The sequence below is a fragment of the Entomobacter blattae genome (assembly GCF_014672835.1).
In the GTDB taxonomy this organism is placed as follows: Bacteria; Pseudomonadota; Alphaproteobacteria; order Acetobacterales; family Acetobacteraceae; genus Entomobacter; species Entomobacter blattae.
Genome location: NZ_CP060244.1, coordinates 2,152,863 through 2,169,134, shown reverse-complemented (window position 1 = coordinate 2,169,134; position 16,272 = coordinate 2,152,863). Strand labels below are relative to the sequence as shown.

13 protein-coding genes and 1 pseudogene are annotated in these 16,272 nt (G+C 41.6%); 8 read left to right on the top strand and 6 right to left on the bottom strand.

Features of this window, described 5'->3' with window-relative positions:
- Positions 1–155 precede the first annotated feature (155 nt).
- The 4 genes from JGUZn3_RS09635 to JGUZn3_RS09620 form a co-directional block, all read right to left on the bottom strand.
- Positions 156–1,763: a Hint domain-containing protein gene (locus JGUZn3_RS09635; protein ID WP_203413310.1), complete on the bottom strand. Its 1,608-nt coding sequence runs from the start codon at positions 1,761–1,763 to the stop codon at positions 156–158.
- A 276-nt stretch (positions 1,764–2,039) separates the two neighbouring features.
- Positions 2,040–2,573: a hypothetical protein gene (locus tag JGUZn3_RS09630; RefSeq protein WP_203413309.1), complete on the bottom strand. Its 534-nt coding sequence runs from the start codon at positions 2,571–2,573 to the stop codon at positions 2,040–2,042.
- A gap of 171 nt (positions 2,574–2,744) precedes the next feature.
- On the bottom strand, positions 2,745–4,124 hold the full coding sequence (locus JGUZn3_RS09625) for a hypothetical protein (protein ID WP_203413308.1): 1,380 nt from the start codon (positions 4,122–4,124) through the stop codon (positions 2,745–2,747).
- A gap of 240 nt (positions 4,125–4,364) precedes the next feature.
- On the bottom strand, positions 4,365–4,817 hold the full coding sequence (locus JGUZn3_RS09620) for an Ivy family c-type lysozyme inhibitor (RefSeq protein ID WP_203413307.1): 453 nt from the start codon (positions 4,815–4,817) through the stop codon (positions 4,365–4,367).
- Positions 4,818–5,107: 290 nt separating this feature from the next.
- Here JGUZn3_RS09620 and JGUZn3_RS09615 point away from each other — a divergent pair, with 290 nt between their 5' ends.
- The 4 genes from JGUZn3_RS09615 (at position 5,108) to JGUZn3_RS09600 (ending at position 11,168) form a co-directional block, all read left to right on the top strand.
- Positions 5,108–5,674, top strand: a complete 567-nt coding sequence (locus tag JGUZn3_RS09615; protein WP_203413306.1) for a chorismate--pyruvate lyase family protein — start codon at positions 5,108–5,110, stop codon at positions 5,672–5,674.
- Between the two features lie 96 nt (positions 5,675–5,770).
- Positions 5,771–6,991, top strand: a complete 1,221-nt coding sequence (locus JGUZn3_RS09610) for an MFS transporter (protein WP_203413305.1) — start codon at positions 5,771–5,773, stop codon at positions 6,989–6,991.
- Between the two features lie 259 nt (positions 6,992–7,250).
- Positions 7,251–8,432, top strand: a complete 1,182-nt coding sequence (hmpA, locus tag JGUZn3_RS09605; RefSeq protein WP_203413304.1) for an NO-inducible flavohemoprotein — start codon at positions 7,251–7,253, stop codon at positions 8,430–8,432.
- 1,143 nt (positions 8,433–9,575) lie between these two features.
- Positions 9,576–11,168 (top strand): inorganic phosphate transporter, encoded by a 1,593-nt coding sequence (locus tag JGUZn3_RS09600; protein ID WP_203413303.1) that lies wholly within the window; start codon positions 9,576–9,578, stop codon positions 11,166–11,168.
- A 23-nt stretch (positions 11,169–11,191) separates the two neighbouring features.
- Here the strand turns inward: JGUZn3_RS09600 and JGUZn3_RS09595 are convergent, their stop codons facing one another.
- Positions 11,192–11,881 (bottom strand): helix-turn-helix transcriptional regulator, encoded by a 690-nt coding sequence (locus JGUZn3_RS09595; RefSeq protein WP_203413302.1) that lies wholly within the window; start codon positions 11,879–11,881, stop codon positions 11,192–11,194.
- A gap of 255 nt (positions 11,882–12,136) precedes the next feature.
- Here JGUZn3_RS09595 and JGUZn3_RS09590 point away from each other — a divergent pair, with 255 nt between their 5' ends.
- Complete coding sequence (locus JGUZn3_RS09590; protein WP_408871778.1) at positions 12,137–13,231, top strand: quinone-dependent dihydroorotate dehydrogenase; 1,095 nt, start codon at positions 12,137–12,139, stop codon at positions 13,229–13,231.
- A 191-nt stretch (positions 13,232–13,422) separates the two neighbouring features.
- On the opposite strand, the gene JGUZn3_RS09585 is transcribed toward JGUZn3_RS09590, so the two are convergent.
- Positions 13,423–14,001: a YqgE/AlgH family protein gene (locus JGUZn3_RS09585; RefSeq protein WP_203413300.1), complete on the bottom strand. Its 579-nt coding sequence runs from the start codon at positions 13,999–14,001 to the stop codon at positions 13,423–13,425.
- Between the two features lie 341 nt (positions 14,002–14,342).
- Between JGUZn3_RS09585 and JGUZn3_RS09580 the strand changes: the two genes are divergently transcribed.
- The 3 genes and pseudogenes from JGUZn3_RS09580 to JGUZn3_RS09570 form a co-directional block, all read left to right on the top strand.
- Positions 14,343–15,284, top strand: coding sequence for a polyphosphate kinase 2 family protein (locus tag JGUZn3_RS09580; protein WP_238996803.1), 942 nt, complete (start codon positions 14,343–14,345; stop codon positions 15,282–15,284).
- An 83-nt stretch (positions 15,285–15,367) separates the two neighbouring features.
- Positions 15,368–15,850, top strand: a complete 483-nt coding sequence (locus JGUZn3_RS09575) for a DUF3465 domain-containing protein (RefSeq protein WP_203413299.1) — start codon at positions 15,368–15,370, stop codon at positions 15,848–15,850.
- A gap of 182 nt (positions 15,851–16,032) precedes the next feature.
- A pseudogene (locus JGUZn3_RS09570) lies at positions 16,033–16,134 on the top strand (NADH-quinone oxidoreductase subunit K); the annotation flags it as partial.
- Between the last annotated feature and the right edge of the window lie 138 nt (positions 16,135–16,272).

Genomic DNA, 16,272 nt, shown 5'->3' with positions numbered 1-16,272 from the left:
CATTAAGAATTTTTGCTAAAATTATAAATAATTCATTAAAAGTTTGAATGGTCTAATAAAAACATAAAAAATTACAGCTTATGGAAAATTCAAAGTCCCTCCTATGGAGGAAGAAAAACCTTCTCCATAGGAGGGACTTTGATAAGAATTTACTCTTAGCTGGCCAGACGTTTTTTAGCTGCCAGATGTTTTTCCGATAGATCTTTGTTCGCATGACTTACTTTTTCTGGATAAGAGAGCACAGACTGGATTTTTACAGCAAGTATCCGCATGTTGGTTCCCTTAGCAGCCGGCAGGGTGGGAAGAAGCGCCATCCCTTTTGTCCAACGGTAACTATTCCCCTCAACATTGCTCCAGCCTGGTAAGGATTCTGTTAAAAAGGAATTAAGGGTTATTATTTCCTTATTTTGGGTTACAACAATATTGTTAATGCAAACGCCAAGATCTCTTCTATCGTCAACGAAGGGGCCAAAGCATTTTGCAGGCTTGTTGGTGTGAGAAGCCAAATAGGCATAAGTGGCGGATTGCGGTAAGGAGAAATAAACCCAGCCATTTTTCATATGTGTAGGATACAAGCTTTTTCCAGAATCTGTAACCAGATGCAGGTCGGTATCGGTGGTAAGAGCTATTTCTGGGCTATTATTTTCAAAACCAAGTGTTTGTGCTCGCTGTTCAATCATTCTAAAAATTGGCTCAACAATTGCCCGTTCTGTCATTAAAGGGGCTGCAGCATCTGTTTCCCAGTTTTTAACATCCTGCTTGTAGCTCGCTTCAAAGGTAATAATATTTTCAGCCGTATCAAAGCTGTTCTTATTACCTGTATTCATAAAGCTTTCTGTTAGGGTATTATTGGCAATCAATAGGGAGTGCTGCTCTGTTTCGATATGATAGATATGGAAAGAGCTATGAGACTGCTCAATTGTGATTGAGCGGTTATTAACCAACATACGGGCAGGGATAAGATAACCATTGAGGTAAAGGCAATGTTCAGAAGTAATTAAGAGGTCCTCGTTAGGGACATTGGTCTCTAAGGCATGTTTAGAGATTTTTACCGGATAGGTTTCTTCTCCTTTGGCAATCACGGTTTTGGTTCCAACCCAGGTAATTTTTTGAGTAACTTTCTGACCATCCTTAGAGATAATCACGTCATCACCCCGTTTGAGGCTTTCAACAGTTTTCTCACCCTCAGGGGTAAGGATTTTTGTTCCTTGCAGAAAGCAGGGATAGGAGGGTTTAGAGTGGATAAGGATACCGAGATGCCCATCAGGATAAACAATCCCAGGGAAGGTGCTATAGGTGTGGCTTTGAATACCAAAAACGTCGCCTGCAAAAATTATGCTTGGGCCACAAGGCTTAGGAACATCTGGTAGAGGGGGCTGATTATAGCCAAAAACAGTGTTCGTGCCATCGAAAGAGGCCAAAACAGGATCATATATTGATTTTGGGTTAATATTTTGAATATTAATTCTAAAGTCGGGGATGATGTTTGTGGGGCTCCCATTGGCATCAACATACCGGATTGTGATGGGGAATGTCGTAATTCCAACCCCATTAGGATCAATAATAATTGTGCCCCCATTAGGGCCGATATTGATTGTTCCTGTAAAATTGTTTTTGGAAAAACTCTCCACATTAAAAGCAAGAGACCCACCGTTGAGGGTGATATTCTTAACAGAAGAAAAATCATAGCCGTTTAGAATAACCTGCTGATCTTTTAGAATTTCAATGTTTGTGGGTAGGGGTGTATTTGTTGTATGCGCCATTTTTACTACCTTATAAAAGCAAACCTATTCGTTAATAATAAGAAATTATTGCATAATTGCAATTATTTTTTTTACGTTATTAATTAAAGGACAAGCATCGGGGATTTACCGTCCACTATGAGAGGAAGTAAAATTTTATTTCTATAAAGAATCGAAATTAGGGGAATGTTTTGCAGTAAGGTTAATCAGCCCAGTTTATTATATGGGCTCAACATGTCTGACTATTACTGGAGTATTTTAAAAGCTGTTTGCTGCTTGTTCTAAAGAAGAGTAAGCCTATTTTCCGATTTGTATCTTGCTCATAATAGGCAAGGTTTGGCCAAGGGCTGGGGAAAAATAACGGGCGGCATTTTCCATCGTCTTAAAAACAGGGAGAATATATAAACTATCTCTCGAATTTTGGGCTTCTAGCTCTAAAAAAGGGGCTACTGGGCCTGGATCTTTATGGGTGAGATGTTCAATGGCAGTTCTTAGTTTTTGGTCATGAACCCTCAGGGTAACATCTTCCAATATACATTTTAGGCGTAATTCTGGCAGGGTAGAGGTGTGAGTGTAACATAAGGCGATAGCCTTGGTTATGGCAGGAATGCCTCCCTGTTTCATATGAAAAGTGATGTCTTCTCTGGCTTGCTCAATCATTTTATGAGACATGGCAGGCGGTATAGAAATACTGCTCGTGGGTAGGGGGTTGGAATGGGGGGTTTTGGCATAAGCTGGGCCAGCCCCAAAACCAAAAACCAGTGATATCGCTATAAAGGTAGAAGGGAATATTGTATGAGGAAAGGAGTTTTTAGGAAGGATATAAAACATATGCTTTTAAAACAGCCTATCACTTCAGTGTAAGACATAATAAGATGGGAAAGAATATCTTGATAAGCGAATATATACTAAAGAAAAAAGCCCTATAGAGGTTTTGAAGAACTTTATAGGGCTTTTCATGATTATTGACTTGTAAAAAATAGGGGCTTACTTGTCCTAAAGCTAGGTTTGGGAACTAAAGGGATTAGAGCCAGCAAGGTTGATATTTTCAAAAGTGACACGATTGGTCGTGCTTCCATTACTAATTTGGAAAACAGTATTTTTACTTTCGAAATCATAGATCGCTTGAGTGACGGACTGACCAGAGCCTAAGAAAATATGGTTTTGAGAGGTTGCACTGGTGGCAGAAGTGTTCGTGAAGTTTTGAATGATAAGGTTGCCTAATCCTAAGGTCAGAGAAAAATTACCTTCTGTAAAACTATCAGTATAAGCTCCTACATCCACCGTGGCTGTGCCACTCCCCAAAGTTGCGGTCAATGCGCTATGTTGGCCGAGAATGGAGGCAGTTTCTGCTCCTTGTGTGTAAGAGATTGTTCCACGCCCTGTTTCTCCGCTGTTGAGAATGTTGAGGGTGCCCATTGTGGTGTTGCTGCCGTTATTAATAATAATGTTGCCACTTCCTGAGTTAACAAGAATGTTATTATCATTGCTGGTGGTGATGGTGGCTGTACCATTTCCGTTCCATAACTCATCGGACCCTGTCAGGTTCAGGGTGCTGACTGTGGTTGCAAGGCTAGCATTATTGAGGGCCAAGATAGCGTTGATTCCTGTAAAATTGACTTGCCCCGTTTGCTGGAAGATATGGACTATATCTGTGGTTGAAGTATTAGAGATGGTGTAGCTCGGTGAAAGAGAGGGATCTAAAAATACGTTTAATATGAGGTCTTGGACATTAAGTTGGTCGGCTTTGATGGTTTGCTCATCAAAAAAACTATTGGGAATATCAATAGAATTATTGCTGTAGGGTAAGATACTGATATTCCCCTCGAGTGCTCCACCATAGATGAGAGTTGTTGCCGGATAATTTTGGGAGATCGATGAATATTGTATGGGCCTTTCCCCTGCCCATATCGTATTAGTCGTCTCAGGGGAGGAAGCATCAAATCCATAGACCTTGATAGGGGTGGTGGTTACGGATTCAGTAAGCTCGTTTAAAATAAGTTGGGCTTGGGCTAACGCTAGAATTGGCGCTTGAATCTCCGTGGGGTTTTGATGATAGAAAATAGAGATCTGACCAGAAGAAGTGGATCCGAGGACAAAAAGACTTTGGATTTGAGATGTTGTATCGATATAAGACTGGCCAGAAATCCCTGAGATATTGATAGCACGAATATTGGCAGAACTAAGAGAGATGTTAACGTTAACCGGGTCTTGCTCACTCGTAATATTGATAGCCTTGTCAAAAACGGTATCGGGCGTATTCGTGGTAAAACTGATAGCACCGCTAACATTCGCGTTCATTAAAACAGAGATATCTTCATCGCTAGGATAGTCTGAGATATTATAAGTAATCTCTCCACCAGTATAGATAATCGAAGTCATTTATTGCTACCCTTATTATAAGCAGGTTAGAAGAAGCCTTTCATGACTATAATTAAAGAAATTGCTTTAATATCTCGTTAATAAAAAAAGGGATTCATTTTTTGTAAACACAACCCCTTAAGGTAAGAATCCCATAGCCCATAGCCTTTAGGTAGAGAAGGGGTTTGCCCCTATGCACGTAATTTTGGGGAGCTTTTTCAGAAAGCCCTAACACTATTTAAGCCATAGGGGTAGGAAAAATTAAAAGTTGAAATTTTTTGGGTGGTTTTCCAAGCTTCCGCTTAATGCGCTGAAGAGCACCGTCTGACCATCAAGATTATCCTCTGGGGTTATGTTGATCCATTTCAGGTTTTGGGTGTTGCTCTTTTCGGAGTAGGAAGAAAAAACACCCGATATTTTGCGAGTTTTACTGTCGATCAGGAAAGCTATTTTTTGTGTTGAACATTCATGGGGTTTACAAGCTGAGATCACATACATGTTTTTGCCGTTGAGGGTAACGTTTTGGCTGCCCATATCGGTAGAAGAAGAGAGAACCCAAGCGGGTAGGTGGTGACTGCTGACAAGCGATTTGAAGGTGGTGCTGTAAGTTGGGTTTTTAATTGTCTCGGAATAACTGCTTGGGGTTTGGGCATACGCCTTATGTAGTAAGGTGCCACAGGTTAGAGCAAAGGCTACAAGGAGAGTTTTTTTCATCGTGGTTTCCTAAAAATATAGTATGTGTGCTGTAGTATGATAATAGAGTGGAAATATAAAGTTTTTATGGAAAAAGAGAAGCATTTTTATTGGAACTACCCTTGGGTGTTTTGGGGGTGTTTTGGCCCGAGTGTTTTAATCTAAATATTTTGGCCTGAGTATTTTGCTTCGAGTGTTTTGGCTCAGGTGTTTTGGATAAGTGACCTACCACTTTATCCTTTTTTGGGAGTGATTCTGGGGAGTGGTACGGTTGAAGGGAATGACTTCCTGTAAGAGAGAGGTAATCAGTGTTGATATGGAAACAGGCATTGGAAAACGATGTCTCTTCTACAGTGCGGAAATGGCTTTTTAAGACAGGCTCTTTGAGTGCACATCTGCAACTTTTAGGGCCATTCACGGTCGATGTTTTATTTGAGGGATACTGGGACAATGCTATGGAAAAGCATGGTAACTCCATTTTTGCCCCTTATCCTTTTCAGCACACAACCCTATGGGTCAGAAGGGTGCGCTTGATGGTGAATGCAGAACCCGTTGTTTATGCTTCAACTTTTCTGGATAAGAAGGACATAACGGGCGAATGGAAAGCGGTTGCAGCACTCTCCTCCACCCCTTTGGCGAGTCTGGTGTTTCGGCAAGGGGTTCTGCGGGAGGCCTTTGCTGTTTCTACTATTCCTTCTTCTCATTTTCTTATTACGGGCTTTTCAAAAAAGGCGCTTCCTGCTGTTAATACACCTCAAAGCGATGGGCTGGCTGAAGATTATTGGGTTCGGCGTTCAGTTTTTTATAAAAACACTTCTCCCCTTGTTCTTTTTGAATGTTTTTTGCCCAGTTTTTGGTCTATTGATGAGAAGGATTAGCATGAATTGTTATGGGGGTTTTAATGGGAGTATTGTCCCTGGTCATACTCCTTATTTTCTCACAACGCGACAAACACGGGTGTAGAGGTTTGTATAATGGCATTGCCTTGGTATAGACTTTCCGTATCAGGAAATATCACTCTTCGTATTCTTTACGGGGTGATCTATAACTTTATCGCCTATGTCAGCGTAGGGTTTGGCACGGTTGTTGTAACGCTTTTTGTTCATGAAGGGCTGGGCTATAAAGTTGCCGTAGCAACAGCTGTTTACGCCATACAATATCTGGCCACAGCGATAGCGCAGCCTACAGCAGGCTGGGTTTGCGACCATATTGGGGCCAAAAGGTCTGTGGTAATGGGCATGGCTGCCAATTTTTTCTATGGTGTTTTGCTGATCTGTGTAGGGGTGTTTTCTTCTCATGCTGAATTGGCTCTAACCATTCTGATCGTTGCACGGGTTTTACAGGGCCTTTCAGAGGGGTGGTCAACCACCGGGACTATAATATGGAATATTGCAACAGTAGGAGCCCAGCATACGGCTAGGGCCATTTCCTGGAATGGCATTACAACTTATGGCGGTATTGCGCTGGGGGGGTATTTGGCAACCTTTCTTTATCCCGCATGGGGTATTTTAGGGGTAGGGGTGATTATTGTTGCCATAAGTGCTGTTGGGCTTTGGATCGCATTGCTGCGGCCCCATATCGCCCCACCTTCTCTACGGGAAGGGAGCAAACGTTTAAAAATTTCCCAGATCTTGGAAAGAATTTACCTTCACGGAACCTCTCTGGCTTTGGGCTCTATTGGGTTTGGTATTATCATGACATTTACAGCCCTTTATTTTGGAGCGATACAGTGGGGCCCCTATGCCGGACAGGCCATTGCCAGCTTTGGAATAGTTTTTGTTTTAGTCCGATTGTTTTTTGGCCAGATGATTGACCGTAAGGGGGGATTTTCCATTGCTTTTATTTCTTTTGCGGTAGAAACCGTTGGAGTTTTGGTTTATTGGGCAGCTCCTGTACCGTTGGTAGCCATTTTGGGGTGTGCCTTGATTGGGGGAGGGTTCTCATTGGTCTATCCTGCCCTTGGTGTTGAGTTAACTAAAATTGTAGGTGCGGAAAACAGAGGTTCAGCCATTGGTTTTTATTCGCTTTTCCTCGATTTTTCTATGATTACATTGGCTTTCTTGGGTATTGCTCAAGATTACATTGGTTATAGCGGCATATTTTTAACAGGGGTTATATTAACAGCCCTGGGGGGAATAGTGGCTTATGGGGCCATGCGTGTACAGTACCATCGCTATCCGGAAACGAAAAGGTAATCCCTTCGAATATAAGCAGGTTTTCTGTTGTTTTTAGGAGTGTATTTTTCAAAACACCACCGTTATGGCTGGTGTTTTGTGCTTTTGGCTCCCAAGTGAGTCAGGGCATCTTTTTACAAAAATTTAATTTTTTCTTTTCTTACAGGCTTTTTTGGATTATTAAACATGTAAATGTTTTACATCATTTTTGAGAAACTTTTGTTTGTAAAATATTTATTTTAGCACCATGACATGAGAAGAAAAAAATTAAGGTAATGCTATGTTAGACCAAAAAACGATAGATGTTGTAAAATCCACGATACCTGCCATTGTTCAAGCGGGCCCTGAAGTAACAAAACATTTTTATAAAAGGATGCTTTCATCCAACCCCGCCTTACAAAACGTTTTCAATATGGCTCATCAGAGAGACAATACTCAGCCAAAGGCGTTATTTGATGCCGTTTGTGCCTATGCCGCTAATATTGAAAACCCTGCACAAATTCAGGAAGCTGTAGAGCGTATAGCCCAAAAACATGTCAGCATTGGTATTACGCCTGAGCAATATTCTATTGTTGGAGAAAATTTGCTTGGCACAATAGATGAGCTTCTTGCTCCTGGCAAAGAAGTTTTAGAGGCATGGGCTAAGGCTTACGGTGTGCTGGCTGATATTTTTATTAACAGGGAGGCAGAAATATACACAGCAGAGACTTCCCAAGCCGGAGGGTGGAAAGGAACAAGAGAGTTCAGGGTGGTTAAAAAAACACAGGAAAGCTCTTTGATTATGAGTTTTGTTCTTGAGCCTGTTGATGGAAAACCCGTTTTAAAATTCAAGCCTGGGCAATATATTTCTATCTATGTTTCAGATCAGGGGTGGGGGCATCGGGCTATTCGGCAATATTCTCTTCCCTGTGTTGCAGATGGGAAATATTATCGTATTGCTGTAAAACAGGAAGATAAAGGGGAGGTCTCGCCCTTTTTGCATGCTAATATTCAGGAAGGGGACATAGTCCATCTTTCGGCACCTGCTGGGGATTTTTTTATGGATGTTGCAGCCTTAAAGGGGCCTGTAGCTCTTATTTCTGCCGGTGTTGGGCAAACTCCTGTTTTGTCGATGTTAAAAACATTGCATGCTCAGTCTTACAAGCATCCTATTCATTGGCTGCATTGCGTCCGTAGTCAGGAAGCCCATGCTTTTGATGCTGAAGTGAAGGAAATCTCTTCTCAGATGCCCCAGCTGACCACCGATATTTGGTACTCCCGGGCAGAAGGGCACCCGCAAGGTATTCACTCAGGGAGAATGGATTTGGATCAGGTAAAAGCGTATTTTGCCAATCCAGATATTGTCTGTTTTATGTGCGGGCCGAGAGAGTTTATGCGCACTGTTAAAAAACAGCTCCTCTCCTTAGGGGTTAATCCTGAACATATTCACTATGAGCTTTTTGGCTCCTTTGAGGATATTTAAACCGGCATAGAATGGGTACTTCTTTATGAGGGAGTTCTTTTGCTCATTTGTTGTGAACAACTTGTTTTAAGAATATTTCACTTTTTGCCATGCCTTGAAAAAGGCATGGTTTTTCCATGGGTGATGTGCGGAAAGTGCGGTGTTCGTTTCTCAATTTTTGGTCTCAATTTCTGGGTGATATCCATAACGGTAATGGAAGTTCTCGGGCAACTCTTTCCTTACCCTTATTTCTTAAAGACAAGACCCCTTACTTGACCTCATAAACACATTATTGCCTCTGAAGCAGACCATTTTTACGTATGAAAGAACCAGCTTTTTATTCTTTATAAAAACTCATGATTATTAAGTAAAAAAGCTGTTTTGCAAAAAATAAATAGCAGCGATATCAGGGAGCGGTGAAATTTAGCATGTAAAGCTTCATAGGGGACAATAATAAAGATATTTTAAAAATTTCGTAAGGTTGAATGATCCTTGAATAAAAATACCTAGATAATGGAAAGGTTCTCTCGGTTCCCGGTAATAATGGTAGGGTCTGGGGACTGGGAAAAACAAAAAGAAACCACCGTGCTACATGGCAAAGTGTTGAATGTTGGAAATAGCGCTATTCAGCAGCTTTGAGCTTTTATGATCAAAGAGCTGATGATTACTCAACAGCGCTGCTTATTGCCTAAGAAGGCTTTATAGAGTTATAGGATTATAGAGTGATAGAATTGCAGGGCCAGGCTTTTTGTAAAAGAGCCCGGCTTTTGTTGTACGGCATTCTTCCCTCTAGAGGTTGAATGACTTTGAGCGGGGGGAAGTGAATTTTATTATGGAAAGGTTTTTATACAGAAAGAAAAGGGATTAACAAGGCTGTTGTCTTTCTTTTCTTTATGCGTTAAGGGTACTGAAAATAAGCATTTGGTTTACAAAATGCCTATATTCTGAAGCTGGGCTTTTGCAAAGGTGATCTTTTACATCATGCCTGAGGAAAAACACAAACAAGGAATTGCGAGCCCGCTGATTGGCGTAAAATGTCAAAAAAAATCGTAATGCCGCCCTTCTATAGGCTCCTACTTGATAGAGCAGAATTTCCGGTATTCTACCATCTTAGAGAAGAAGATGGTATCTGTCGGCATGGAATTTTTTATCCGGAATAAATTTATGACACCTACGGAACACGAATCTGCTTACAGGAAAAACCAGGTGGCCTCGCCTGTTTTTGGGTTGCTCTTTTTCGTTATCCTTCTTGTAGGCGGTGCCTATACATTTTTTCACATTCATCAAGATATCGGTCACGAGCCAGCTATGGCCTCTGTGGTGCCCTATATCATGCTGATTTTGGCTTTGCTCATTGCTCTGGGTTTTGAGTTTGTCAATGGTTTTCATGATACGGCTAATGCCGTAGCCACTGTTATTTATAGTAGAAGTCTTAAACCTCACTGGGCTGTGATTTGGTCTGGATTATGGAATTTTGTTGGGGTTATGGCCTCTTCGGGTGGGGTAGCCTTTACGGTTGTTTCTCTTTTGCCAATAGAGCTGGTGCTTTCTGTGGGCAGTAATATTGGTTTTGCTATGGTTTTTGCCCTTCTTTTGTCCGCCATATTGTGGAATTTGGCAACCTGGTATTTCGGCATACCCAATTCCTCTTCTCATACCTTGATTGGGTCTATTATTGGTGTGGGGCTGATGAACCAGATCCTAGCAGGGAATGACCGGGTGAGTGGTGTTGATTGGTCGCAGGCGATAAAGGTTTTTGAAGGATTGGTTTTTAGCCCTATTGCAGGGTTTTTTCTGGCATCAGTCTTTATGGTGGCGCTCAGATATCTGGTTCGTCTTCCTGCCTTGTACAAATCTCCTGAAGGAGATAAGCCACCCCACTGGACTATTCGCTCCTTGCTGATTTTTACGTGTATGGGGGTTAGTTTTAGCCACGGCTCCAATGATGGGCAGAAAGGTATGGGCCTTATTATGCTTATTCTTATTGGAACGGTTCCAACGGCTTATGCTCTCAATGGGGTGGGGTCTTACTCAGAAAAAGAGCTTTTCGTTCGTCAGGTAGGCGTGGTAGAGCACATATTGAACAGGGTAGACCAAGGGCTTGTACCCTTCAGCCCTCAGCTTGCCCGTGACAATGTGACAGATGCTATCCAGAGCGGTAAAATTGATGCAAACACGCTCTCATCTGTGCATGTGCTTTTAAAAAATGCTCAGAGTATGATTTTGACTAGAGATGGAAATGTTAGCATTTTACAGGCCGGTGGCGGGAATTTTAGAAATGATCTCTACCTGATTAATCAGATTTTACCTTCGTTACAAAATTCATCAAGTTTTAGTGGGGAAGAAAAAAAACAGATAGAGGGTCTTCGGAAACTTTCCTTGAAGGCCACACAGTTCATACCACGCTGGGTTAAGGTGTCTGTTGCTTTGGCGCTGGCCTTAGGAACGATGGTGGGGTGGAAGAGGATTGTTATTACTGTGGGTGAACGTATTGGAAAGAGCCATTTAACCTATGGTCAGGGTGCTGTCGCTGAAACTGTTGCCATGGGCCTTATTCAAGCTGCAGACCGTTTTCATCTCCCTATTAGCACAACGCATGCTGTAACTTCTGCTGTAGCCGGGACAATGGTTGCGAATGGTTCTGGGCTACAGTGGAGCACAATCAAAATGCTTGCTATGGCCTGGGTTTTGACTTTACCAGCAGCGATTACTCTTTCTGGTTTTTTGTTCTGGTTATTGCGGGTAATATTTGTCTAGAAAGATTGAGGCGTTTTTGGCTTTTAAAAAGATTGGCCAACAATACGGTGAAACCACTTAAGGTTTGTAAGGGGAACCGTTTTGGAGCCAATGCTGTTGATGGATTGAATTTCAAGGTGCGTGTCTGTTTTGTTGAGGAGATACCCAAAGGCGGGTTTGGGATGTTTTTTAATTTGATAAAAAATATAGCTTTTTTTACTAATGACCGTCACTGTTGAGATCACAAGCGTCGATTGATAAGCAAAAACCGGTTCATAATCTTTCGTATCGATAATCAGGGCATAGGAAGAAGAAGGGTTTAGATATAAAAGAGGGTTTTTTTTCTCATGCTTCCAAGCTGTGCCCGAGGGAAATCCTTCAGAAGTAAAGCAGGAAGATTTTTCAAGGCTGGACATGGGAAGGATTGAAAAAAATATATCAATTTTTTCTTTTTTTGAGTGGCTTTGTTTTGTTTTTTTTGGAGAATGAGAAGAAGATAAATTAACCGTATCGAGCAAGTCTGAAAAATTGCTTAAGGTTGTATTGGTTGCATGCAATATAAGGGCAAGGCTTTCCGTACTGGGCCATCGTTTTCGTCCATCAGCTGATACACGTTTGGAAGGGTTAAATGTTGTAACATTTAACCCTGCCATTTTTGCCAAGGCAGAGGGGGAGAGGCCTTTCTCTGCTGCCAACAAGTCAATAGCTTTCCATATGTTCGTATGAGTTATCATATTACAACTCGTTTTTCACCTTGCTTTATTGGGAAAATATTCCGTTAAAACAGATAATTTCCATTGTTATATTTTGGATTTATAAATTATTGAATCAATTGGGCAGTATAATGGCTAATAAATTATATATATTTGTTAAATAATAACAATTTGTTAATTCCGATTGGTATAAATGGTTGAGTATTATTGTTTTAAGTATGGAATATAATTTTAGTTGCATTAAAAATTACGGAAACAATTTTCATGGGTAATCTTATATCTTATTTAACACATTTTTCTTTGCCAATCCTCATGAAAATGGATCCAGAACAGGCCCATAATTTGGCAATATTAGGATTTAGCTGGGGGGTTTCTGGCCGATCCACATGGGATAAAAAAAACCATTATAGTCTCTCTCAACAGGTGCAAGGGCTTGCTTTTTCTAATCCGTTAGGGTTGGCCGCAGGGTTTGATAAGAATGGCCAAGCGGTACCCGCTATGGGGAAGGTGGGGTTTGGTTTTGTTGAGATCGGCACAGTCACCCCCCGTGCTCAGCCGGGCAATGCTAAACCCCGTCTCTTTCGCCTTAAGGAGGATCGAGGGATTATAAACCGAATGGGGTTTAATAATGAGGGTATTGAGAAGGTTTTCTCTCGATTAGCCGCATTTATTCATGCACGAAATAAGAGAAAAACCCTTGAGGATTCTTTTTTCCCGGTAGGAGTTAATATTGGTATTAATAAGGAAGGTGCAGACCCTTTAAAGGATTATCCCTTCCTGGTAGGACGTGTTAAAGCGTATGCGGATTATATCGTTATAAATGTATCCTCTCCTAACACTCCTGGCCTAAGGGATCTTCAGCAGGCTGACCACCTTAAAGGGATCTTGGAGGCGATTAATCATGCCCATTCCGAGCATCCTCCACTTTTTGTCAAACTTGCTCCCGATATTGAAGATCAGGATTTGCCTTCTATTGTGCAGACTATTATTGAAGGGGGAGCTCAGGGAATTATTATCACCAACACAACTTTACAACGTCCAGAGGGGCTGCAAAGTCCTTTTGCCAAAGAAAGTGGGGGGCTTTCCGGAAGGCCGCTGAGAGAATTAAGCCTGGCAAAATTGAAAAAAGTTGCCGAAATAGCGAAAGGAAGCCTTACTCTTATCAGTGTTGGTGGAATAGAGACCGGGCAGGATGTATGGGAAAGGCTAAAGTTGGGAGCTGATTTGGTGCAGATTTATACAGCTTTTATTTATGAGGGACCCGAAGTTGTTAATCGTATTAAACAAGAATTGAAGAGTATTCTTTCTAAGAATGGCTTTTCAACTTTACAGGACGCCATAAAAGCATTTCGGAAACAGATAAACGATTAGGAAAGATACACTGTGATTGAAAAGAGGGGTGCCTTTAAGGGAGTAGGCACACTCTCTGATTTTTTGAAAGTAGGGAAGGCTGTTTAGAGTAACAAACAGCCTCTCTCTTGTGTGGTTGAAAATGAGGTGAGATAAAAACATGCGAGAGACTTTTCTGCGTATAGCGTTTTTGAATCTCGCATAGGGGCGGGTTAGGCATGCCCATAAAAAGTTGTGAGATGTTCTGGCTGAATATGCAGCGTGAGGAGGGCTTTACGCCATTTTTGGGCATAGTTTTTTCCAAAAACAATATCATCGTCAGCTTTTATAGGAAGCCAGGCGTTATGCTTTAATTCCTCTTCCAGTTGCCCAGATTCCCAGCTGGAATGCCCTAAAGCCAAAAGAGCCTTTTGGGGGGTTTTGGAAGAGAGAATATCCTTGAGGATGGTAATGCTTGTAGAGAGAGAAATTGAAGGGGTAATCGGCATGCTGTTCTTATTATCCCACTCAGTGGAGTGAAGGAGTAATCCGCGGCCCGTTTCAACCGGCCCACCCAGGGTAATGGGAATAGTACTCAAACTATGGCTATCCATAAGATGGAGCTGTTTAGTAATTTCCTCGGTAACGTTATGATCAAGCTTTTTGTTGATAATCAGGCCAATTGCCCCTCCATCAACCGAGTGAGCGCAGATATAAATGACACTTTGAGCAAAAATGCTATCGGTTAAATTGGGTGTTGCAACAAGAAGATAACCACTTAAGGATGAGGGGTGTATGATAGTTTCCGTCATTATGGAACTCTGTATGGAAGAAGAGTGAAGGAAATGGGTGATGGTATGAATAAAGCCATAACGTTCTGGCTTAGGTAAAGGCAACGGTAAAGGGAGAAAATGTCAAAATTATAAGAGAGAGACAAAAGAAATGACCTGCTAAGTTATAACCTATAATTAAAATTAGAAGGCAAATTTGTAATGCTACATGTTAAAAAAATGGTGCGATGAAGGAAAAAGCCTGAGATTACGGCAAGGAGTAACCTACTAGAGGATTTTGCGCTCATTGTTTTAAGGAACAGCGCATAAGCTCTAGCAATATAGTGCTGTGTTTGCAATCTGTAATATCTATGGATGTAAGAATGATGGAACATTTATCAGACAAAGAAAGTAGACTGTTATTGGTTCGAGGGCTGAGGGATGAGTTACGTAAGAACCTGCTGGGGCCCTATTTTATTACCAACCCTTCAGAATTCTCCTTTTCTGATCATGATCCTGATGAAAAGGAGATATTGGGATTAAATAAAGATGAGGGTCAGAAGCTACTGGCGATGAGTATTCAAAGGCTTTCTGGCCTTCAGGAACTTCTTTATGCCAATTCGAGCAAATCTTTACTCATTGTGTTACAGGCCATGGATGCTGGTGGTAAGGATGGTACCATTAAGCATGTTATGTCAGGGATTAACCCGCAAGGGGTTAGTGTCGTTTCTTTTAAACAGCCGAGCAAGAATGAGTTGGCTCGTAGTTTTTTATGGCGTGTTAATCTGCATTTGCCTGCCAAAGGGCGTATTGGTATTTTTAACCGTAGCCATTATGAAGATGTGTTAATTAGCCGTGTGCATCCAGAAATGCTGAAAAAAGAACGGGTTCTTATGACAGAGCCTGATGAAGCCTTTTGGAATGGACGTTATGAAGATATCTGTAATTTTGAGAAACATCTGGTTCGTTCAGATACAGTGGTGTTAAAGTTTTTTCTTCATATTTCAAAGAAAGAGCAAAAGAAACGTTTTTTACAGCGTTTGGAGGATGATACCAAATTATGGAAATTTTCCTTAGCAGATATGCAGGAGCGCCAATATTGGGACTCTTATCAAACGGCTTATGAGGAAATGATTATAAAAACATCCACCTCCTTTGCTCCTTGGGTGGTTGTTCCGGCTGATCGTAAATGGTTTGCCAGGCTTGTAGTGATAGAATCCATTATTCAGGCCCTACTGGCGATGAATCTTTCACCACCAACCCCTGCACCTGAAGTGATTGCCTCACTGAAAAAAATTCGTGAAGATTTATTACACGAAGACTAGGCCTGTAAGGAGCAACTTCCATAGGGAGCTTTATGTTGTTGAATCAATTAACCCCTTTATAGGGTGGAGAGTGGAGTAATCATATGAACCGGTTTATTTGTGCCCTTTTGGGGGCAACGATTTTTCTTCAGCCACTTCAGAACCATGGTGTGAATGTGGGTTTTGGAGCTGTCGCTTATGCGCAATCTGTTTCTGCTGTCTGTGATAATACGGATTTTCATAGAAAGCAGGTTAAGTTTGAACAGCATGAGATTACAGGCGCTGTGCCAGTCCATATCTGCGGCAAAGTTGTTGCTGTTTCCTATGAGCGCAGAACAAGAAGTGGTCGGCATGGATATTTTTATGTGGATACGGGGGCAGGCATTTCCATACGGATTGTTTCAGCCTTGGATAGAATCAACAGCCCAGATTGGCCGTGGGTCAAAAAAGGGGATTATGCAGAAGTTGTCGGCCGCTATTATTTTGACAGTGTTCGCCGACAGGGAATTGATTGGACCCATCACGGAACCAGCAGGAAATGGCCTATCGCAGGGTATGTGATTATTAATGGCCAATGTTATGAATAAATGAAAAGAATAAGAGATTGATGAAGGAAAAAAGCTATCGGGCGAAATTGTGCTTTTTTAGAGGATCAGGAAGTGACCGATAAACTCCTGGTGAAAACTAACAGCTAACGACCTTATCCAGTGCTTTTGTGGTTGGGAGGGGGGGCAAGTTATCTCCTTATTGGGTACTGTATAATAAACCCAGTGCCGCTGCAGAATCAGCCATTGGTCTGGCTATTCTTACAGTTTATTTTAGAAATCGTGGTTCTATTGAAGTTGAAGATGCCACTATTATGAAGGGTTAAAGAAAATGCAGCCCTTAATTTCTTTATTTTGTGTAGTTTTTCTTTTCCCCATTGTAGGTGCGCTTCTTGCGGGTTTTGCAGGTATGAAGCGTTTTTGCAGAAGGGAAACCCAGATGGCACGGCTATAAGGCAAGGCTA